At 69.0% G+C, this 21,042-nt stretch carries 17 protein-coding genes, 1 tRNA gene and 3 pseudogenes; 15 read left to right on the top strand and 6 right to left on the bottom strand.

Translation table 11 applies throughout. The features are described from left to right. Window positions 1-43: 43 nt before the first annotated feature. From PS467_RS25210 to PS467_RS25150, 13 genes and pseudogenes are all read left to right on the top strand, one after another. Window positions 44-1,120: an aromatic ring-hydroxylating dioxygenase subunit alpha gene (locus PS467_RS25210; RefSeq protein WP_311037149.1), complete on the top strand. Its 1,077-nt coding sequence runs from the start codon at window positions 44-46 to the stop codon at window positions 1,118-1,120. Next, window positions 1,117-1,350 (top strand): hypothetical protein, encoded by a 234-nt coding sequence (locus tag PS467_RS25205; RefSeq protein WP_311037148.1) that lies wholly within the window; start codon window positions 1,117-1,119, stop codon window positions 1,348-1,350. The genes PS467_RS25210 and PS467_RS25205 overlap by 4 nt, the downstream gene beginning before the upstream one ends. Then, window positions 1,347-2,318: a PDR/VanB family oxidoreductase gene (locus tag PS467_RS25200; protein ID WP_311037147.1), complete on the top strand. Its 972-nt coding sequence runs from the start codon at window positions 1,347-1,349 to the stop codon at window positions 2,316-2,318. Before PS467_RS25205 ends, PS467_RS25200 begins: the two co-directional genes overlap by 4 nt. Before the next feature lie 211 nt (window positions 2,319-2,529). After that, complete coding sequence (locus tag PS467_RS25195; protein WP_311037146.1) at window positions 2,530-3,555, top strand: ABC transporter substrate-binding protein; 1,026 nt, start codon at window positions 2,530-2,532, stop codon at window positions 3,553-3,555. Window positions 3,556-3,617: 62 nt separating this feature from the next. After that, window positions 3,618-4,514: a siderophore-interacting protein gene (locus PS467_RS25190; protein WP_311037145.1), complete on the top strand. Its 897-nt coding sequence runs from the start codon at window positions 3,618-3,620 to the stop codon at window positions 4,512-4,514. A 246-nt stretch (window positions 4,515-4,760) separates the two neighbouring features. Continuing rightward, window positions 4,761-6,347 (top strand): pyridoxal phosphate-dependent decarboxylase family protein, encoded by a 1,587-nt coding sequence (locus tag PS467_RS25185; protein ID WP_311037144.1) that lies wholly within the window; start codon window positions 4,761-4,763, stop codon window positions 6,345-6,347. 26 nt (window positions 6,348-6,373) lie between these two features. After that, entirely contained in the window at window positions 6,374-7,681 is a 1,308-nt protein-coding gene (locus PS467_RS25180; RefSeq protein ID WP_311037143.1) for a lysine N(6)-hydroxylase/L-ornithine N(5)-oxygenase family protein, read from the top strand. Between the two features lie 61 nt (window positions 7,682-7,742). Then, window positions 7,743-8,297, top strand: a pseudogene (locus PS467_RS25175) (GNAT family N-acetyltransferase); the annotation flags it as partial. A gap of 206 nt (window positions 8,298-8,503) precedes the next feature. Beyond that, window positions 8,504-10,291, top strand: coding sequence for an IucA/IucC family protein (locus tag PS467_RS25170; RefSeq protein WP_311037142.1), 1,788 nt, complete (start codon window positions 8,504-8,506; stop codon window positions 10,289-10,291). Between the two features lie 227 nt (window positions 10,292-10,518). Further along, window positions 10,519-10,884 (top strand): darcynin family protein, encoded by a 366-nt coding sequence (locus PS467_RS25165; RefSeq protein WP_268973956.1) that lies wholly within the window; start codon window positions 10,519-10,521, stop codon window positions 10,882-10,884. A 123-nt stretch (window positions 10,885-11,007) separates the two neighbouring features. Further along, on the top strand, window positions 11,008-11,163 hold the full coding sequence (locus tag PS467_RS25160) for a hypothetical protein (RefSeq protein WP_311037141.1): 156 nt from the start codon (window positions 11,008-11,010) through the stop codon (window positions 11,161-11,163). Between the two features lie 518 nt (window positions 11,164-11,681). Next, window positions 11,682-11,757, top strand: a tRNA-Arg gene (locus PS467_RS25155). A gap of 322 nt (window positions 11,758-12,079) precedes the next feature. Then, window positions 12,080-13,531 (top strand): AAA family ATPase, encoded by a 1,452-nt coding sequence (locus PS467_RS25150; RefSeq protein WP_432280757.1) that lies wholly within the window; start codon window positions 12,080-12,082, stop codon window positions 13,529-13,531. 183 nt (window positions 13,532-13,714) lie between these two features. Here the strand turns inward: PS467_RS25150 and PS467_RS25145 are convergent, their stop codons facing one another. Beyond that, the gene (locus tag PS467_RS25145; RefSeq protein WP_311037139.1) at window positions 13,715-14,341 is read right to left on the bottom strand and encodes a TetR/AcrR family transcriptional regulator; all 627 of its coding nucleotides are present in this window, start codon (window positions 14,339-14,341) and stop codon (window positions 13,715-13,717) included. 50 nt (window positions 14,342-14,391) lie between these two features. On the opposite strand from PS467_RS25145, the gene PS467_RS25140 reads away from it, so the two are divergent. Together PS467_RS25140 and PS467_RS25135 are read left to right on the top strand one after the other, a co-directional pair. Then, on the top strand, window positions 14,392-15,318 hold the full coding sequence (locus PS467_RS25140) for an NADP-dependent oxidoreductase (RefSeq protein ID WP_311037138.1): 927 nt from the start codon (window positions 14,392-14,394) through the stop codon (window positions 15,316-15,318). An 88-nt stretch (window positions 15,319-15,406) separates the two neighbouring features. Then, window positions 15,407-16,539, top strand: a pseudogene (locus tag PS467_RS25135) (IS630 family transposase). A 748-nt stretch (window positions 16,540-17,287) separates the two neighbouring features. Here PS467_RS25135 and PS467_RS25130 read toward each other — a convergent pair. From PS467_RS25130 to PS467_RS25115, 5 genes and pseudogenes are all read right to left on the bottom strand, one after another. After that, complete coding sequence (locus PS467_RS25130; protein ID WP_311037137.1) at window positions 17,288-17,644, bottom strand: ASCH domain-containing protein; 357 nt, start codon at window positions 17,642-17,644, stop codon at window positions 17,288-17,290. After that, a complete protein-coding gene (locus tag PS467_RS25125; protein ID WP_311037136.1) occupies window positions 17,611-18,750 on the bottom strand; it encodes a hypothetical protein in 1,140 nt (379 codons plus the stop codon). Before PS467_RS25125 ends, PS467_RS25130 begins: the two co-directional genes overlap by 34 nt. A 388-nt stretch (window positions 18,751-19,138) precedes the next feature. Beyond that, window positions 19,139-19,585: a hypothetical protein gene (locus tag PS467_RS25120; protein WP_311037135.1), complete on the bottom strand. Its 447-nt coding sequence runs from the start codon at window positions 19,583-19,585 to the stop codon at window positions 19,139-19,141. Window positions 19,586-19,626: 41 nt separating this feature from the next. Then, window positions 19,627-19,749 (bottom strand): annotated as a pseudogene (locus PS467_RS42335) (restriction endonuclease fold toxin-2 domain-containing protein); the annotation flags it as partial. Window positions 19,750-20,537: 788 nt separating this feature from the next. Next, window positions 20,538-21,008, bottom strand: coding sequence for a glycine-rich domain-containing protein (locus tag PS467_RS25115; protein WP_311037134.1), 471 nt, complete (start codon window positions 21,006-21,008; stop codon window positions 20,538-20,540). Between the last annotated feature and the right edge of the window lie 34 nt (window positions 21,009-21,042).

Here is a 21,042-nt window from a genome sequence, read left to right as displayed (position 1 = left end):
GGGCCGTTGCCCATGCGTGACGGGCGTCACCACGCTGGCACGCATGACCGCCTTCGCGAGGAACCAGTGGTACGTCGCCGCCTACGGCCGCGAGATCGGCCGTGAGCTGCTGGGGCGCACCATCCTGAACGAGCCCATCGCCTTCTACCGCACCGAGTCCGACGACAGGGTCGTCGCGCTCGCCGACCGCTGTGTGCACCGCCGCTATCCGCTCACCGCCGGCCGTCTGGACGGTGACACGGTCGTCTGCGGCTACCACGGCTTCACCTACGACACCGGCGGCACCTGCGTGTTCGTACCGGGCCAGAAGCGCGTCCCGCGCACCGCCCGGGTCCGCTCCTACCCCGTCGTCGAACAGGACTCGCTGGTGTGGGTGTGGATCGGCGACCCGGAGCTCGCCGACGCCCGTTCGGTGCCGCGCGCGCCCTGGCTGGCCGATCCGCGCTGGACGACCGTGGGTGGCATGGAGCCGATCGACGCCGACTACGGCCTGCTCGTCGACAATCTGATGGATCTGTCCCACGAGACCTATCTGCACGGCGGCTACATCGGCACCCCCGAGGTCGCCGAGACCCCGATCACCACGGAGGTCGACGAGGGCGCGGGCGTCGTACGGGTCAGCCGCCACATGGACGACGCCGAGTGTCCGCCCTTCTACGCCCGCTCCACCGGGATCGACGGCCGTATCACCCGCTGGCAGGACATCGAGTACCACGCGCCCTGTCTGTATCTGCTGCACAGCCGGATCGCCCCGGTCGGGGTGGTGCCGGAACCGGACGGCTCCGATCCGAACGCCTTCCATGTGGAGATCACCTACGCCATCACCCCGTCCACCGACCGCCATGTGTACGACTTCTGGGCCGTCTCACGGGACTTCGCACAGGACGACGAGGAGGTGACCACCTTCCTCCATGACTTCAACCGGACGGTGGTGCTCCAGGACGTGGCGGCGCTGAACCAGCTTCAGCAGGCCCTGGACACCGAGCGCGCGGGCTATCAGGAGCTCAGCATCAACATCGACACCGGCGGCCTGGCCGCGCGCCGCATCCTCGCCCGCCTCGCCGCGGCGGGCGAGGAGCCCACCGGCACCGCGCGGTCCGCCGCCGTGGCGGAACGATGACCGGCGCGCCCACGGCCGAGGTGTACCGGATCGACTGGCTGCCCGGCACCGATGTGCTGCACGGGATCTGCCACTGCGGCGCCGAGCGCACCGCCGAGGACCCGGTCGAACTGTGGGGCTGGATGCTCGCCCACCCCACCGGCCACGACTCCACCGGTCACCACCCCACCAGCCACCACCCCACCGGCCACGACTCCACCAGCCACGACGAGAAGGGAAGGACGCCATGAAGCCCGGCGGCGAATACGCGGACACCCTGGTGGTGGCCCGTAGGGACGAGGTGGCGTCGGACGTGGTGGCGCTCACGCTGCGCCATCCGACGGGCCGTGAACTCCCCGCCTGGGAGCCCGGCGCCCATCTCGACCTCATCCTCGACACGGGCCTGACCCGGCAGTACTCGCTGTGCGGCGACCCAGCCGACCGCGCCTCCTGGCGGATCGCGGTGCTCCGCGCACCCGCCGGGCGCGGCGGCTCCGCCCGGGTGCACGACACCCTCGCCGAGGGGACCGAGGTGCGGGTGCGCGGGCCGCGCAACCACTTCGCGCTGCGTCCGGCGGCCCGCTATCTGTTCATCGCGGGCGGCATCGGGATCACGCCGCTGCTCCCCATGACGGCCGCCGCCGAGGCCGCGGGCGCCGACTGGACGCTGCTGTACGGCGGGCGCACCCGCGCCTCGATGGCCTTCGCGGACCAGCTCGCCGCCCGCCACGGCGACAAGGTGCGCCTGGTGCCGCAGGACGAGGAGGGGCTGCTGGACCTCGCGCCGTATCTCACCGCCCGGTCCGGCCCCGGCACCCTCGTCTACTGCTGCGGTCCCGAACCGCTGCTCCAGGCCGCCGAGGAGGCGTGCCGCGACTGGCCGGACGGCGCCCTGCGCACCGAGCGCTTCCAGCCCTCCCCCCGTACCGACGCGGAGACCGAACCGGCGGGCGGCGCGTTCGAGTTGGTGCTCACCCGCTCCGGACTGACCCTCACCGTGCAGCCGGAGCGCAGCGTGCTGCGCACGGTCGAGGCGGCGGGGGTGCCGGTTTTGTACTCCTGCGAGGAGGGCACGTGTGGAACCTGTGAGACCGATGTCGTCGAAGGGGAGGTGGACCACCGGGACTCGGTGCTCACCGATGAGGAACGCGCTACGGGCGAGACGATGATGATCTGCGTCTCCCGCTGCCGCGGCTCCCGACTGGTGCTGGACCTATGAGCGTTGGGCCTATGCGTGTTGGGCCTATGTGTGTTGGGCCTATGTGTGTTGGGCCTGTGAATCCGCGCTGAACCACCGCGTGAACTTCTCGATGTGAGGTTCGGAACGCCCCCGCCCCCTGGACAAACGGGTTGGTTAGGCTAACCTAACTACGTCCTCGGGTCGCCGTCCCGTGGCCATGCCCCCGTATGCATCGAGAGAGAGCACCTTCATGCGCCAGGCCAGAGCCCTCCCCCTCTCCCGCCGCGGTCTGCTCACCGCGGGGGGTGCCATCGGACTCGGAGCCCTGCTCACCGCCTGCGGCGACGACAAGGGCTCGGGCTCCGGGAGCGATGACGGCGGCGGCTCCTGGTCCTTCACCGATGACCGCAAGAAGAAGATCAGCCTCGACGGCCGCCCCCAGCACATCGTCGCCTACATCGGCGCGGCGGCCGCCCTCTACGACTTCGGCGTCGAGAAGCAGATCACCGGCGTCTTCGGGCCGACCACGCTGAAGAACGGCAAGCCGGACGTCCAGGCGGGCGACTTCCCCGTCGACCAGGCGACCTCCCTCGGCAACACCTGGGGCCAGTTCAACGTCGAGAAGTACGCCTCGCTCAACCCCGATCTGCTGATCACCAACATGTACGACCCGGGTGCGCTCTTCTACCTCCCGGACGACAGCAAGGAGAAGATCCTCCAGCTGGCCCCCAGCCTCGCCATCAAAACCGGCCGGATCTCCATGCTCGAGCCCATCAAGCGCTACGCCGAACTGGCCGAGGCGCTCGGCGCCGACCCGAAGGCCAAGAAGGTCACCGCCGCCAAGGCACGGTTCGAGAAGGCGGCGGAGACGCTGCGCAAAACCGTCAAGTCGCACAAGATCAAGGTCATGGCCTGCTCCGCCAGCGCCGACCTCTTCTACGTCTCCGACCCGAAGATCAACACCGACCTGATCTACTTCAGCGAGCTGGGCGTCGACTTCGTCGTCCCCGACAACACCGACAAGGGCGGCTACTTCGAGAGCCTCAGCTGGGAGAACGCCGACAAGTACGACGCCGATGTGCTCTTCCTCGACAACCGTACGGCGACCCTCCAGCCCAAGGACCTGACCGCCAAACCGACCTGGTCCAAGCTCCCGGCGGTCAAGGCCGACCAGATCACCCCCTGGAGCAGCGAGCCGCGCTTCTCGTACGCCGGTGCCGCCCCCCTCGTCGAGTCCCTCACCAAGGCCATCCAGGACGCCAAGAAGGTCAGCTGAACGGTCAGTCGACCACGCTGACCCGGCCTCCCCACGGCAAGCGAAGGGAAGACCCTCCTCCCATGACCACCGCCACCATCGCAGCCCCCACCACCACGCCCACCACCGCCGTTCCGTACCGCTTCTTCGACGCGCGGGTCGTACGCACCCGCTCGCTCGGGCCGTCCATGGCGCGGATCACCTTCGGCGGCGGCTGTCTCAAGGACTTCGTCAGCGGAGGCCGCGACCAGCGCATCAAACTCTTCCTGCCGCACCCGGGCCAGACCGCCCCGGTGGTGCCGGTCGAGGCCGGGGAGAGCTGGTTCCCCGTCTGGCGGGCGATGGACCCGGCCGTACGCGGCATCATGCGCTCGTACACCGTGCGCGGGCAGCGCCGCGACCCGGACGAGATCGACGTGGACTTCGCGCTGCACCACGACGGCGGCCCGGCCGCCCGCTGGGCCGCGCGCGCCGAGGCCGGCGACCGCGTCACCCTGCTGGGCCCGGTCGTGGAGGACAACGGCGGCATCGACTTCCGGCCACCGCCCGGCACCGACTGGGTGCTGATCAGCGGCGACGAGACCGCGCTGCCCGCCATCGCGGGCATCCTCGAATGGCTGCCGGCCGGCCTGCCCGCCAAGGTGTGGCTCGAGGTCCAGCACGCCCAGGACATCCAGGAGCTGCGCACCGCGGCGAACGCCGAGATCACCTGGCTGGTCCGGAACACCGTCAGCCCCGGCACCCCGCGTTCCGCCCCGCTCGTGGACGCCGTACGCGCCACCGGACTGCCCTCCGGCACGCCGTACGCCTGGATCGCGGGCGAGGCCGGAACCGTCAAGGAGATGCGCCGCCATCTGGTGCGCGAACGCGGCTTCGACCGCAAGGCCGTGACCTTCACCGGCTACTGGCGCCTGGGCGCCTGTGAGGAACAGCTTGTCGAGGAAGCCGTATCGGGCGCCCGCCCGAAGGCCGAAGACTGATCCCCGCGCCCCTCCTTCCTCCCTTCTCTCTCCCTCTCCCTTTCCTCCCCTGACGACACCGACGACTGGACGACGGGCGGCCGACCGCTCGGGTGGCGCCCCCGCGTGCCCCCGCGCGCCCCGCCGCCGCGTCCAGCGTCGCCGCACGCCACCAGGCCGTCAGCCGCTTGACCACCCCCTCTCCCCCACCAGCCGCATGCCCGCGAAGCCGCCCGCCCGCATGCACATTTCCAGAAGGGACAGACCGTGAGTTTCCTCGCGCAGACCGCTGAGGACCCGTCGCCGGAGCCGATACCCGGGGCGGCGGATGGCAGGGCCCACCTCTTCAACGACCGTACGGCGGAGCGTTATCGGCGCTCCGTGACCGACGGCGTCGGCCTGGTGGCCTCCACCGTCGCCCGAGTCGAGCGCCCCTTCACCGGTATCACCCCCGCCGAGCTGGCCCCCGAGATCTCCGCTATCGACCTGGACCGGCCGCTGGGCGATCCGGACGCCGCGCTGAGGGAGCTGGAGAGCGTCTACCTCAAGGACGCCGTCTACTTCCACCATCCGCGCTATCTCGCCCACCTCAACTGCCCCGTGGTGATCCCCGCGCTGCTGGGCGAGGCGGTCCTGTCCGCCGTCAACTCCTCCCTGGACACCTGGGACCAGAGCGCCGGCGGCACCCTGATCGAGCGCCGGCTGATCGACTGGACCGCCGAGCGGATCGGGCTCGGCGAGGCCGCGGACGGCATCTTCACCAGCGGTGGCACCCAGTCCAATCTCCAGGCCATGCTGCTCGCCCGCGACGAGGCGTGCACGCTGGTGGAGAAGGAGGCCACCGCGGCCGGCCGGACGATCGCCAAATCCGCGATCCTGCCGCGGCTGCGCATCCTCACCTCCCAGGCCAGCCACTTCTCCATCCAGAAGGCCGCCGCCATCCTGGGGCTCGGCTACGAGGCCGTCATCCCGGTCCCCTGCGACCAGGACCGCCGGATGCGGACCGTCGCCCTCGCCCATGAGCTGGACCGCTGCCGTCGCGAGGGCCTGATCGTCATGGCCGTGGTGGCCACCGCCGGCACCACCGACTTCGGCTCCATCGACCCGCTGCCCGAGATCGCCGAGCTGTGCGCCCGGCACGGTGCCTGGCTGCACGTGGACGCCGCGTACGGCTGCGGGCTGCTGGTCTCCCCGACCCGCCGCGGGCTGCTCGACGGCATCGAGCGCGCCGACTCGGTGACCGTGGACTACCACAAGTCCTTCTTCCAGCCGGTCAGCTCCAGCGCCGTCCTGGTCCGCGACCGCGCCACGCTCAGCCACGCCACGTACCACGCCGACTACCTCAACCCCGAGCGCAGCGTCCGGAACCTCATCCCCAACCAGGTCGACAAGTCCATCCAGACCACCCGCCGCTTCGACGCGCTCAAGCTGTGGCTGACGCTGCGGATCATGGGCGCGGACGCCGTCGGGGCGCTCTTCGACGAGGTGGTGGACCGGGCCGCCGAGGCATGGGCGCTGCTGGACACCGATCCGCGCTACGAGGTCGTCACCCAGCCCCAGCTGTCCACGCTCGTCTTCCGCTACGTCCCGCCGTCCGACGGGCCCTGCGACCCGGACCTCGTCGACCGCGCCAATCTGCACGCCCGCGAGGCGCTGGCCGCCTCCGGTGCGGCGGTCGTCGCCGGAACGGTCGTCGACGGCCGTCACCATCTGAAATTCACCCTGCTCAACCCGGAGACCTCGGTCAGCGACATCCGTCACGTCCTCGATCTCCTCGCCGAGCACGCGGGTCAGTACCTGGCCCTGCACATCGAGCCCGAGCTCAGCCGCCCCCGCCACTCGCGCGCCAGCTGAGCGCCTTCACCCCGCCGGAGACCCTCGTGCCCACCCCGCACACCCATGACGTCATCGCGGTCGGGCTCGGCCCCTACAACCTGGGCCTGGCCTGCCTCATCGAGCCGATCGACGAACTCGACGGACTGTTCCTGGAGAGCAAGCCGGACTTCGACTGGCATCCGGGCATGCTGCTGGACGGCGTCACCCTCCAGACCCCGTTCATGGCCGACCTGGTGACCCTGGCCGACCCCACCTCCCCGTACTCCTTCCTCAACTACCTCAAGGAATCCGGGCGGCTGTACTCCTTCTACATCCGCGAGATCTTCTATCCGCTGCGCGCCGAGTACAACGACTACTGCCGCTGGGCCGCCGGGAAGCTCTCCTCCGTCCGCTTCGGCCACGAGGTGACCGGCGTCCGTTACGACGAGGCCGACGGCCTCTACACGGTGCGCGCCCTGCGCTCCGCCACCGGCGAGACCACCACGCACCGCGCCCGCCACCTGGTGCTGGGCACCGGCACCCCGCCGTACCTCCCCGAGGTGTGCCGGGGCCTGGGCGGCGATCTGCTGCACAACGCGCAGTACCTGGAGAGCAAGGAGGCGCTCCAGGCCAAGGAGTCCATCACCATCGTCGGCAGCGGCCAGAGCGCGGCCGAGATCTACCAGGACCTGCTCGCCGAGATCGACATCCACGGCTACCGGCTGAACTGGGTGACCCGCTCGCCGCGCTTCTTCCCGCTGGAGTACACCAAACTCACCCTGGAGATGACCTCGCCCGAGTACGTGGACTACTTCCACGCGCTTCCCGAGGACACCCGCTACCGGCTGGAAGGTGAGCAGAAGGGCCTGTTCAAGGGGATCGACGCCGACCTCATCAACGGCATCTTCGACCTGCTCTACCAGAAGAGCGTGAGCGGCCCGGTGCCCACCCGGCTGCTGACCAACACCGCGCTCACCGACGCCTCGTACGACGCGTCCACCGGCACGTACACCCTGGGACTGCACCACGCCGAGCAGGAGCGGGACTTCTCGCTCACCACTCAGGGACTCGTCCTGGCCACCGGCTACCGCTACCAGGTGCCCGCATTCCTGGACCCCGTACGCGACCGCATCCGCTGGGACCGCCACGGCCGCTTCGACGTCGCCCGCAACTACAGCATCGACATCACCGGACGCGGCATCTTCCTCCAGAACGGCGCCACCCATGCCCACAGCCTGACCTCCCCGGACCTGGGCATGGGCCCGTACCGCAACTCATGGATCATCCGCGAGCTCCTGGGGCGTGAGCACTATCCGGTGGAGAAGTCCATCGCCTTCCAGGAGTTCGGCGCACCGGAAGGGACCGTGTCATGAGCCGTTTCGCACCCCGAAGGGACCGTGTCATGAGCCTCTTCGCACACGAAGGGACCGTGTCATGAGCCTCTTCGAGCGCACTGACGCCCGTCTCGGCACCTTCGCCCTGCGCACCCTGGACCCGGCGGCCGACGCCGGGCTGCTGCACCGCTGGGTGACCCACCCCAAGGCGTCCTTCTGGATGATGCAGGAGGCGGACGAGGCGGAGGTCGCCGCCGAGTACCGCAGGATCGCGGAGCATCCGCACCACGACGCGTACATCGGCCTGCACGAGGGCCGCCCGGCGTTCCTGGCCGAACGCTACGACCCGGCGCAGGTGGAACTCGTGGGCCTCTACCCGCCCCGGCCGGGCGACGTCGGCATGCACTTCCTGTGCGCGCCGACCGACACCCCGGTGCACGGCTTCACCCTGGCCGTGATCACCACCGTGATGGAGTTCTGCTTCGCCGAGCCGGCCGTCCGGCGCGTCGTCGTGGAGCCCGACGTCCGCAACACGGCGGTGCACGCGCTCAACGCGGCCGTCGGTTTCGAGATCGTCGAGCAGATCGCCAAACCGGAGAAAGACGCCTACCTCAGCGTCTGCACCCGCGAGCGGTTCGAGGCCGCCCGCACCGCTCTGGCCGCCGAAGCCGCCCGGACGACCGCCCGATCCGCTGAGGCGGCCCGGTCCGCCGACGCTGCCCAGTCCGCCGAAGCCGACCAGCCCGCCAAAGCGGCCCGCACCGCCGAAGCCGACCGCACCGCCCGCGCTGCCCAGCCCGCCGAAGCCGCCCGCACCACCGAAGCGGCCCGATCCGCCCGCGCCGCCCAAGGAGTGACCCGATGAGCCCCCGCGACGCCGTCGCCCACCTCACCCCCGACCTGTGGGACCGGGCGGGCCGCCTCCTCATCCGCAAGGCCCTCGCCGAGTTCACCCACGAACGGCTGCTCGCCCCCGAGCTCGGCCCCGACGGCCGCTACGCCGTGACCAGCGACGACGGGGCGGTGACCTACCGCTTCGCCGCCCAGGTGCTCTCCCTGGACCACTGGCTGGTCGAGGCGGACAGCATCACCCGCCACGACCGCACCGGCGCCGAACTCCCCTTGGACGCACTGGACTTCTTCCTCGAACTGCGCGGGCGGCTCGGCCTCAGCCAGGACATCCTCCCCGTCTACCTCGAGGAGATCAGTTCCACCCTCTCCGGTGCGGCCTACAAACTGGCCGCCGAGCCGGTGGGCGCGGCCCAGCTCGCCAAGTCCGGCTTCCAGGAGATCGAAACCGGGATGACCGAGGGCCATCCCTGCTTCGTCGCCAACAACGGCCGCCTCGGCTTCGGCATCCATGAGTACCTCTCCTACGCCCCCGAGACCGCGAGCCCCGTCCAGCTCATCTGGCTCGCCGCCCGCCGCGACCGCGCCACCTTCACCTCCTCGGCGGACCTGGACTACGACACCCTGATCCACTCCGAGCTGAGCGAGCGGACCCTGGCCCGCTTCACGGAGACCCTCACCGGCCTCGGCCTGGACCCGGCCGACTACCGCCTGCTGCCGGTGCACCCCTGGCAGTGGTGGAACAAGCTGTCGGTCAGCTTCGCCGCCGAGGTCGCCTGGCAGCACCTGGTGTGCCTGGGCCCCGGCGACGACGAGTACCTCGCCCAGCAGTCGATCCGTACCTTCTTCAACACCAGCGACCCGTCCAAGCACTACGTGAAAACCGCGCTGTCGGTCCTCAACATGGGCTTCATGCGCGGCCTCTCCGCCGCCTACATGGAGGCGACCCCGGCCATCAACGACTGGCTGGCCGGCCTGATCGCCTCCGACGAGGTCTTCCGCGCCGCCCGCTTCTCGATCATCCGGGAACGAGCCGCCATCGGCTACCACCACCGCCAGTACGAGGCCGCCACCGCCAAGGGCTCCCCGTACCGCAAGATGCTCGCCGCCCTGTGGCGCGAGAGCCCCGTCCCGTCCCTGGAACCCGGCCAGCGCCTGGCCACCATGGCCTCCCTCCTGCACACCGACGCCCACGGCGCCTCCGTCGTCAGCGCCCTCGTCGAGGAATCCGGCCTCACCCCGGCCACCTGGCTGCGCCGCTACCTGGACGCCTACCTCACCCCGGTGCTGCACAGCTTCTACGCCTACGACCTGGTCTTCATGCCGCACGGCGAGAACGTCATCCTGGTGATCGAGGACGGCGCCGTCCAGCGCGTGATCTTCAAGGACATCGCCGAGGAGATCGCCGTCATGGACTCCACCGCGGTCCTCCCCCCGGCCGTCGAGCGCATCCGCGTGGACGTCCCCGAGGACAAGAAGCTGCTGTCGATCTTCACCGACGTCTTCGACTGCTTCCTCCGCTTCCTCAACGGCATCCTGGTCAGCGAGGGTCTGCTGGAGGAGGACGCCTTCTGGCGGACGGTCGCCGACTGCGTGCGGGCCTACCAGCGGTCCGTCCCCCACCTGTCGGACAAGTTCGCCCAGTACGACATGTTCGCCGAGGACTTCGCCCTGTCCTGCCTCAACCGCCTCCAGCTCCGCAACAACCGCGAGATGGTCGACCTCCAGGACCCCGCCGGCGCCCTCCAGCTCATCGGCACCCTGAAGAACCCGATAGCGGACTTCCGCCCGGCGGACTGACGCACCGCCCTACCCCCCGTGCGCGCCACTGGCCAGAGCGTCCTGCCCCCGCCGACAGCTCGCTCCGGCCAGTGACCAGCATCATTCCGCCTCCGGCAACAATCCCTTGCCGAAGTTTCCATTGTGGCAACACCGTGGTCCTCCGCAGGATGAGAGGCGTACCGATCCGGTACGACCCACGAGGTCTTCACGACCGTCATCACCTGCTGCCCTGGAGGCACCCCTTCATGTCCACCACGGAAACCGCACCCCCGGTCACCGCTTTCATGCTCGTCAAGACCACACCCGAGTGGCTCGCCATGACCCCCCAGGAGCGGGTGAACGCCTTCTCCACCCAGGTCGTGCCCGCCGTCAAGGCCAAGACCACCGGCGTCCGGTCGCGCTTCTACGACACGGAGTTCTACTCCACCCGCGTCACCGACGTCTGGGTCTGGGAAGCCGACGACCACAACGCCTACCAGCTCCTCATCGACGCCCTGCGCGAAACCCCGTTCTGGGACCGCTACTTCGAGGTCGTCGACATCCTCGTCGGCGCCGAGAACGGCTACGCCCGCACCTACAACACCGAAGCCGTCACCACCATCGCCACCTGACCCACCACCGAAACGGCCCGCCCGCCGCCATCACCGCGGCGGCGGGGACGTCGGCTCCGGGGCCGTGTCCGGCGGACGTTCGTCCAGGCGGCGGAGGCTCGTCCGGATCTTCTCGGCGCCCGGATGGCCGAACCCCACGAAGACCACGAGCGCCTGCCGCCATCCGGTGCGGGCGACCTCCGGGCCGCCCCCGGCCTCTACTGGGTCCTCACCATCGCCGGCGGCGGCGCCTACGCCGTCGCCACCGACCTCGAACGCCGCCGCCTCACCATCCGCTGACGCCCACCCTCACCACCACAACGCCGCCCCCAAGCCGGGCCCAAGATCGCACAACCGCGGAAGCGGAACCCGCCGCCGGCCCCAAGCCCGCCAAGCTGGCAGGCCTCGCCCCCCCCACCGCCAACAGCGCCCCACGACCCGGGCGTTGGCCCGAGCCCGAACCTGGCCCTGCCTTCGACGCAGCCAACCAGCGCGAGCACCCATGAGGACCCGGCATGACTGCGGAGACAACCGCCACATCAGGACTGCGGACACCGTCAATGCCGCCAACCACCTCGCTCCACGACGCTCATCCCCCGCGAAACCCCACGTCACCCGGCTCTCCGAGCGAATCGCAATACGGGGGCGGATCACAGCGAGCGCATCCGCTACCCTGTGAGGGGTCAGTCGGGATCTCCGCCGCCCCCTGTTGCCGGGAAACCTCAGCAATCGGAACGCGGACCGCCTGACCTGCGGGTTTGTCCGGCCAGAACGAAGATCGGTCACTAGATTTTCGACCAGGCCGTCCACAAGCCCCGGCCTCCGTAGCTCAGGGGATAGAGCACCGCTCTCCTAAAGCGGGTGTCGCAGGTTCGAATCCTGCCGGGGGCACCAGAAAATACCAGGTAATGGGACATATCGACCCTCCGTGAGCGCAACGGAGGGTCGTTTTTATCCCAGATGGGAACCTGACGGGAACGGCACGATGGCCGCCTCCGCTTCATCACCATGGCCGCTTCCCCTGGATCGAAAAATCCAGCGTCCAGGTGTCGGAAGTTCGGGGGTCATTCCACTCGACCCCGCCCCTGCACCTCGGCCCCTGCCCTCGCCCCACCCGGGCCCCACGCCGGGCACCCACAGGGGGTGTTCTTGAATAAGTCCAGATATAATAAGCGGACCTATCCATACGGGGTGGGCAGTGGATAAACCCGCCGAGATGTTCGACCGCGACTTCGAGTGGGCCGAGCTGACCCGGTTCGCCGCCCTGCCCGGACCGCGCGCCACACTCGGCGTGGTCTCCGGCCGCCGCCGCCAGGGCAAGACCTTCCTCTTGGACGCCGTCACACGGGCAAGCGGCGGCTTCATGTTCACCGCCACCGAGACCACCGAAACCGACGCCCTGCGCCAGTTCGGCGAAGCCCTCGCCCGCCACCGCGACCAGCCCACCCCGTTCCGCTTCGCCCACTGGGACGAGGCCGTCACCGAGCTCATGCGCATCGCCGACAGGGGCGGCCCCACCGTCGCGGTCATCGACGAATTCCCCTTCCTCGCCAAGGCCTCCCCCGCCCTCCCCTCGATCATCCAGCGCGCCCTCGACCCCGCCGCCCAGCACACCAACACCCCCGTACGGCTCCTGCTGTGCGGCTCCGCCCTGTCCTTCATGGGCGGACTCCTCGTCGGCAACGCCCCGCTGCGCGGCCGCGCCGGCCTGGAACTCGTCGTCCCCACCCTGGACTTCCGCCTCGCCGCCGAATTCTGGGAGATCACCGACCCGCGCACCGCACTGCTCACCCACGCCATCGTCGGCGGCACCCCCGCCTACCGCCGCGAGTTCACCCAGGGCGATACCCCCGCCGGGCCCCACGACTTCGACGCCTGGGTCACCCGCGCCGTCCTCAATCCCGCCCGTCCGCTCTTCCGCGAGGCCCGCTACCTGCTCGCAGAGGAACCCGAACTCCACGACACCGCGCTCTACCACTCCGTCCTGGCCGCCATCGCCGCCGGAAACACCGCACGCGGCGGCATCGCCGACTACCTCGGCCGCAAGTCCACCGACCTCGCCCACCCGCTCAGCGTCCTCCAGGACGTCGGCATGATCACCCACGAGGCCGACGCCTTCCGCCGCAACCGCTCCGCCTACCGCATCGCCGAACCTCTCATCGCCTTCTACCACGCGGTCATGCGCCCCGCCTGGGGCGATCTGGAACGCCCCGGACGCGCCCCCGCCGTCTGGCGCCGAGCCCAGTCCACCTTCCGCAGCAAGGTTGTCGGCCCGCACTTCGAACAGGTCTGCCGCGAATGGGCCCGCTGGCACGCATCCCCCGCAACCCACGGCGGCCAGGTCACAAGGGTCGCCAGCGGGACCGTCAATGATCCTGCCGCGAAGACCAGCCACGAAGTCGGCGTCGCGGTCCATGGCGAGACCGACAACGGTCGCGAAACACTACTCGCCATCGGCGAAGCCAAATGGAACGACGTCATGGGGAAGGGCCACCTCGAACGTCTCCAGCACATCCGTGCTCTCCTCACCGCGCGCGGCACCGCCACCGACGTCACCCGGCTGCAGTGCTACAGCGGCACCGGCTTCACCGACGAACTGCGCCACCTCGCAGAGAACGACCCCGCCATCCAGCTGATCGATCCAATTCGCCTCTACCACGGCGACTGACCCGGTCGTAGTCACCGCCCCTGTACGGGGAACATGGCCTCCGGATGGAAGCGCGCCGGGAGGCGACCCAGGCTGAGCAGTTCCCGAACGGACCAAGAACGAGCTAGTGCCGCATCAGGCAACGTTTGCCCTGTTGACGACTGCGCGTAGGCGCTCCTCCAGAGCGTGCCCGTCCGGTGCACGCTAGGTCACAACTGCCAGCGGCAGCCGGACTGCGGGGGGCAGCGGCGGCCTGACCGGCTCGGTCTGCATGCTCTGTATTAGCAGCGCGGCGAAGCGCCGAGAGGCGGCCACCGCAGCGGCTGGCGATGTGGTTCGGATGCCGCCGTTGGCCATGAGCACCATGATCAGGTCGTCCAGGACGAAGTCCGGGCGCAGTTTGCCCGCCGCCTTGGCCCGGCGGGCGAGCTCGGCGACCTTGCGCAGTGCCCGCTCCCGGGCTGCAGCGAAGTCGATCGCGCGTGGGAAAGCCGAGACGAACGCAGCGGTGAAGCCCCGGTCCTGTGCGTGCAGTTCACACACTTTCTCAATCACCCGGCAGAAGCCGCGCCATGGGTCCGGATCGGCCAGCCCCTCGTCGACGATGGCGGTGCAGGCCGCCATCTGCTCGGTGAAGACCTCGGTGACCAGCGCCTCTTTGGTCGGAAAGTGCCGGTAGAGGGTCGCGGGGCCGATTTCGGCACGCCGCGCGATCTCGCGCATCGCCACGTCCAGCCCCTCCGCAGCGAATACGGTGCGAGTCACAGCGAGGATGCGCTCGCGGTTGTCCCGGGCATCGGCGCGCAGGGAGTGAGGCAAACGGTTCGTCACCGCTCTCACTTTAGCTAAACGGACGGGGTGCTCCGATAGCGTCCGGCGCCATGAGAGCACTGCAATTCTCCGAGTACGGTGCCGCAAGCGTCCTCGAGGTCGCCGACATGCCGGAACCGCACGCGGGACCAGGCCGCATCCGGGTGGCCGTAAAGGCCTCTGGCGTCACTCCCGCCGACTGCTACCTCCGCTCAGGCCGGTTCCGCGACATGATGCCGCTGCGCCTGCCCCACGTCCTCGGCGTGGACGCTGCGGGTGTGGTCGACGAGGTCGGCCCAGGCGTCACCGGTGTCCGGCCGGGCGACGAGGTCTTCGGCATCATCGATCTCGCCGAGCGCGGCGGTGCGAACGCCGAGTACGCCGTCCTGGCAGCCTGGGCGCCGAAGCCGGACGCGCTGAGCTGGGAGCAGGCCGGCGCCGCCGCGAACATCGAAACCGCCACGCGCGCCCTCGACCGGCTGAAGGTCACCGACGGCACGACCCTGCTGATCGAGGGCGCCGCGGGCGGGGTCGGCACTGTCGCCATCCAGCTCGCGGCGGCCCGCGGCGCGCACGTCTTCGGTACGGCCAGCGCACGCAACCATGCGTTCGTCGCGGGACTGGGGGCGACACCGACCACCTACGGCCCCGGATTGGGCGAACGGGTCACCGCCCTGGCACCGGACGGAGTCGACGTCGTCCTGGACTGCGCCGGATCCGGCTCGCTGCCCGATCTGGTGGACCTCGCAGGAAGCCCGGACCGGGTGATAACGGTCGCCGACCTGAACGCCGCGAAGTACGGGGTCCACCTGTCACGCTCGGCGGGCCCCGGCGCGGACCCGCAGGCCGTCGAAGGACTCGCCGCGGCCGCCGCTCTCGCCCAGCAGGGCCGCTTCACTGTGCCGGTAGCGGCCGCCTTCACCCTCGAGAACGCGGCTGCAGCACACCAGTTGAGCGAGACCGGCCACGCCCGAGGAAAGATCGTACTTACCCTCTAGTGCCGCATCAGAGCACCTTTGCACTGTGGTGATGTGACGCGCCGTTCGGATGCTGGTCCGGACGGCGCGGTGTCGCCAGGCTGTGTGAGTGGCAGAACGAGTGCGTGTCCGCGAGATCGATGACGACGAGGGAAGGCGCCTGCTGCGGATCATCCGCAGAGGCACGGGGCCGGTGGTGACCTGGCGGCGGGCCCAGATGGTGCTGCTGTCCGCTCAGGGCATGTACGTGGCGAAGATCGCCGCGGGGACGTTTACCAGCGCGGACCGGGTCCGGGACGTGATCCACAACTTCAATGCCGACGGCTTCGACTCCCTCTACCCGAAGTACAAGGGCGGTCGGCCCAAGACCTTCACCCTTCCCGAACGCCGCGAGATCAAGAAGATCGCCAAGTCCAAGCCGGCCGAGCACGGCCTGCCGTTTTCGACCTGGAGCCTGGCCAAGCTGGCGACTTCCTGGTCGCCGAGGGGGTGGTCGACGACATCAGCCATGAGGGCCTTCGGGTCCTGCTTCGCGAGGAGGGCGTGTCGTTTCAACGCATAAAGACCTGGAAGACCTCCCGCGACCCCGACTACGCGGCCAGGAAGGCCCGGGTCGAACACCTCTACGCGCTCGCCGACGGCGAGGTCATACCCGAGGAAGGCGAACCTGAAGTCGTCTTATGCCTGGACGAGTTCGGGCCGCTCAACCTCCAGCCCCATCCTGGGCGGCAGTGGGCCGAGCGCGGCGGGAAGCACAAGGACCCCGACCGCGAGCCCCGGCCCCGCAGACGGGCGACCTACACCCGCCCGCACGGAGTCCGGCACCTGTTCGCCGCCTACGACCTGGGCAAAGACAAGCTCTACGGCCACATCAAGCCGAGGAAGAACCGGACGAGGTTCCTGAAGTTCTGCCGCTACCTGCGCAGCCTCTACCCGGCCGAGATCCGCATCGCGATCGTGCTCGACAACTACTCCCCGCACCTGACCACGAAGAAGGACACCCGCGTCGGAGACTGGGCCGCGGCCAACAACGTCGAGTTCGCCTACACACCGACCAACAGCTCCTGGCTCAACCGCATCGAGGCCCAGTTCACCGCCCTGCGCTACTTCACGCTGGACGGCACCGACCACGCCAGCCACAAGGAGCAGGGCAGCATGATCCGCCGCTACATCATCTGGCGGAACAAGCACGCCGCAGACGAACACCTGCGCAAAGTCGTCGACAGGGCAAACGTTGCCTGATGCGGCACTAGCCTGCAGTCAGGCAGCTGACCTGCGGAAACGGCCACTGGCTCAACTCCCGGGCCGAGAGAGCGAGCCTGGTCGTGCCTCCCAAAGCATCTGCGGTGCTCAATGGAACCCGGCTAGGCAACGGACCTGGGGAGACGCTTTTGCCGACCCTCGAAAGCCAGTCCCCCGGCCTCAGTTGGGAACTTGATGGGAACAGCAGGACCAAGAAGCCCCGCGAAGGATCGCGAAAGATCACTACCCCAAACTGTCCTCACCAGGCGACTGACCTGCAAAAAAGCGAAACATCAAGCCTGCGGAGGACGGATCAGTAAACATATGATCATGCTCCTAAAGCGGGTGTCGCAGGTTCGAATCCTGCCGGGGGGGCACCTTCTGCGCAGCAGGTCAATGAGTCGCAAGGCCCCTCGTTCGTTCGAACGAGGGGCCTTCTCCACGACCGGATGCCACATAGATGGCCACATTCCCAAGCGATCATGGGCCGCGACGGGGGTGTAGACCGTACGTGCCGGTAGTCGCTGAAGTAGTCGGCATCTAGTTGGGCAGCGCACGGACCGAGCAAGGCTCAAGGATCACAGTCGTGGAACAGGCGGTACGACGGCACGTCCAGCGCGCGAGTCAGCCTCGCGATCTGATCGATCGACGTCGGGTACCGGCCGTTACCCCCAAGGAGGCTCTGGGCGACCCCGCCCGCGCGTCGGGGGCGACGCGCGGGCGGGGCGGAGTGGAAGGGGGCGGCGACTTACTCGTTGAGCAGCTCGATCTCGATCGCGAGCGCGCCGAGTGCTTCCTTCTCCGGCGGGTAGATGCTGCGGATGTTTGCGAGTTGCTGATCACGGCTCGACGTGGGGTTGATGTTCGACGGGCCCTCGCCGTCGAGCAGTGCCTCGAAGTCGTCGTATGCGGTGACGCGCTTCACGAGCACGTCGCACGTCTCGTCGGTGCCCTTGATTCGGAAGCGGATCACATGCCCGGCGGCGAGGTCTTCCAGGTGCGGGTACCGCACCCGTACCTCGATCCTCTTCCGGCCGGCCGATACCAGGTCGAAGTACCTGCGGTACAGGTTCAGCTCGTGCACGCGGGTGGCGGCGTGGGACATGGCGCGGTTTCGCTCCTCATCGGGTCAGACATCAGGCGGCCGAGTTCACCGGCCGAGTACCAGCGGAAGAAGTGCCGGGGATCGGACAGCAGCACCTCGGCCATGGCGAGCAGCCGATCGACGTACTCGGACAACGATCCCGACCACATTCGGGTGTCGAGCATCCAAGGGGCGGCGCCGTCGGGCAAGGGCGCTTGGCCTTCGCGGATGAGCGACTTGGACAGTTTCGCGCCCGTATCGGTGACCACCTGCGGGCAGAACAGGCGGGCGGGCAGTTGCCCGGGGGTGAGCCCTACGGCCTGCAGCGCTCCGTCGACGAGCTGCGAGCCGAACACCCAGTCGCCGCCCTTGACCATGACGGACAGACGGTCGCTCGCGGCTGCGGCGGCAACTTCCTTGACGAGGTTCCGGTACAGCGTCGCAAGGTCGAGGTACCCGCCGCCGGCCGGTGAGATGGCGACCTCGTACGGGCCGTGGTGGAGGCAGACGGCGTGCACCTCGGCGTGGTCAGCTCCGAGGAGAATGCGGGTCCGCTCCGCGTACTTCTCCGCCCATCCGCAGCTGGGTGCCGGGCAGGGCACGCGGACGTGCGGTACGCCGTTCGCTGGGTCGAGCCACCAGCGGGCGGCATCGATGCGGCGGTGCGCACGTAACCAGGTGCACCGGAATTGCTCGGTCTGCTGCTGCCGCGAGTACGTCTCGACCGAGTATGGGACCGAGAGCCTGTCCGATAGTGCGTCGAAGAGTGGCCAGTACAGGTCCTCGACCTGGGCAGCGAGGACGTCCTGGCCGAGGGCGTGCGCATAGGCGCGCTGGTACCGGTGCCCTGTTGCTGGGTCGGTGATGACCTCGTGCGGCGCGTTGTCGAGTGCACCGAACGTGACCTCGACGGGGATTCCGAAGCGGTCCCGGACCCGGGCAGCGGCGGCGAAGGTGAGGGATTGTACGAGCGAGGTCCCCAGATGGGGCACGCCGTTGATCTGCGTGCCGACCATGAATGCGACGCGCTTGGGCGGCTTGGTGTGGATGCGGGGCGCCAGGACATCTTCGGCGTTGGTCAGGGCGTTGGCGAGTACGGTGTTCGGCGATACGAGGCGTGTGGTCACCACGGTCTCCCTCAGTGGGTGGGCGCGACTGGGCCGCGCCGTGGCCGATGTTTCAGGTTCGATTGATGTGCGGCCCGCCCTGGCGCTTTCTAGGCGGGAGGGTCGGCCGCTGGCGCCGTCGCTTCCGGTACGGGGGCCCGGAACACCAGCGACCCACCCCGTCTATCGGCCGCGAGCAGCGAGGACGGGTCACAGTCCGAGGGCGATCGACCACGCCCCGGCACACGTTCGACGAGCACGCCGCACAGGATGTGGCCGAGTTAGCGGCTGAGCTCCGGGTATCCAAGCTGTACGACCCAAGCGGTAGCGCCGCCAGTCGCCGTGCCGACCGGCCCCCGTGACCGCCGAACGGCTCATCGGTCGCGCGGGGAGCCATCGGCCTCCGGGTTCAGTCAAGCTTTCCGGTGTCTTTGAGGTGCTCCATGAACGTGGCCGCGACGCGCGGGCGTGTGGCTTCTGGAACTGGGGTGTCCGGCAGTTCGGCTTCCAGGCCCCATTCCGTGTTGAACATAACGGCTACGCCCGTCGGCACCACGTTGTTCGAGAGCCAGATGGCGAAGGCGGCCGCCGTGTGTACGGTGCAGTCCTTGACCGAGACTCCCTCCGGGGAGAGCAGGGCCATGCTCTCAAGCTCTTCGTCGTCCAGGGTGATCCCGAAGTGCATAGACGATCCGCTGACCGGGCCGTCGGAGTTGTCGTCGACGCGGATGAACTCCTCGGGGTCACGCTCGCGCAGGAGGGCCTCAAGACCCTCGTAGGTCAGGCCCCAGTTCTGCCCCTCCGGCGGGGTGAAGATGTACATGGTGCGGAGTTCGGCGATCTCTTCCGGTTCCATCGTGGCGCTGTGCTTCCTGGGCGATGATGGGGCAGCGGCGGTCAGGGTGCGTAGCGGGCGTGGCCCTCAACACCGTAGGCGGTCATCATGGCGCGCCAGTACTGGACGGGTTCCTGATTATCCGTCACCTTCTCGGCTCCTCGCATCTCCGTGTTCCTCGGGTCGTTGAGCGCAGCGGCGTACTTCTTGAGCTCATCGCGGTGCGAGCGGTAGAGGAAGTCCTTCCTCTACTCATGGTTCTCACGGAGGTCGTCGAGCGAGCGGTAGCAGCGCTGGTTTGGTTTGTTGATGTACTTGGCCTCGATGGCCATCCCGTCGAGATCGCGGCAGCCGTCCACCCGGGATGGGGACCTCGTACTCCGAATAGCCGGCCACGCGCTTTGCGCTTCTGGTAGGCGATCTCCGCCGGCCTGCCACTCGAGACATCGCAAGTTCTTCTGCTGTCCGGGCGTGAGGGGCGGAAAGCGGGGGTCGGGTGGCGTGCCCGGGGGAATCGGCTGGACACGCGGGCCCTTGGGAGGGCGATAGGCAGCCGGAACCAAGGTCGGGACGCGGATCAACGGAGCCAGGAACGGCGGCAGACCGGGTGCTCTGGGCAGGCCCGTCCGCGCATCGCGAGAGCGACACACGGACGGGCGTTTCCGTACCATTGCCCTACGAAACGACGCCCTTGCCGCCGCACCGGCTGCACGGCACGGCGTAGAGCGCCCCGTCGGGGGCAGCGAACACGGTTGCCGCGAGCCGCCGTCGAGGGCGCTGAGCCGTGCCCCATCGCCGCCGGCGCCCAGTCCAGCACCCGCAGGCGTCATCCGGGAGTGCGGCGGGCGCCTGGAACTGGCTCGCGAACCGCACGGTCTCGACAGCGCGAGGATTCACCCATTGCGACACGATGGTCACCTCCTGTTGTCGAGAGTACGGATGGCGTGCACGGGTGTCAGCTCCTCTTGCTGGGTCAGTTCGGGCCGGTGTTGCTGCAGTCGCCAGTGCATGTGTTCTCGCCGCCGGGCTCGCTGTGCTCGCAGTCGGCCGCGACCGGGATGGTCTGGTCGGTCGGCGCCAGCCACAGCGTGTCATCCACCGTGAACCCCGCCCGAGCGATCATCTCCTGGGTGCGCGTCAGCTTGCCCGCGTTGTGCCGGGACGGGTCCGGCGGTTCCGGCTTGTGGTGCACGAAGCGGCCGAGCCCCTCGCACAGCTCGCTGTAGACGCGGGTGTGGAGGATCAGGGCGTGCCAGCCCTCATCGACCACCCGCGACGGGCGCAGCCGGGCGTTGGGGAACGCGGCGCAGGTCGCGGTGAACTTGACGGCCTCGTCGACGATCCGCTCGGCCATCTCCGCTTCCATGCCGGGGTTGTTGTTGAGGACGGTCCGGATCACTCCGTCCCGCTTGGGGCGTTCGAGTAACGCAGTAACGTCGGTCATGCGTGCCTCTCTCTCGTTGGAGTGGTGCGTGGTC

It is taken from the genome of Streptomyces luomodiensis, from assembly GCF_031679605.1.
In the GTDB taxonomy this organism is placed as follows: domain Bacteria; phylum Actinomycetota; class Actinomycetes; order Streptomycetales; family Streptomycetaceae; genus Streptomyces; species Streptomyces luomodiensis.
This window is presented reverse-complemented; position numbering and strand designations above follow the sequence as displayed.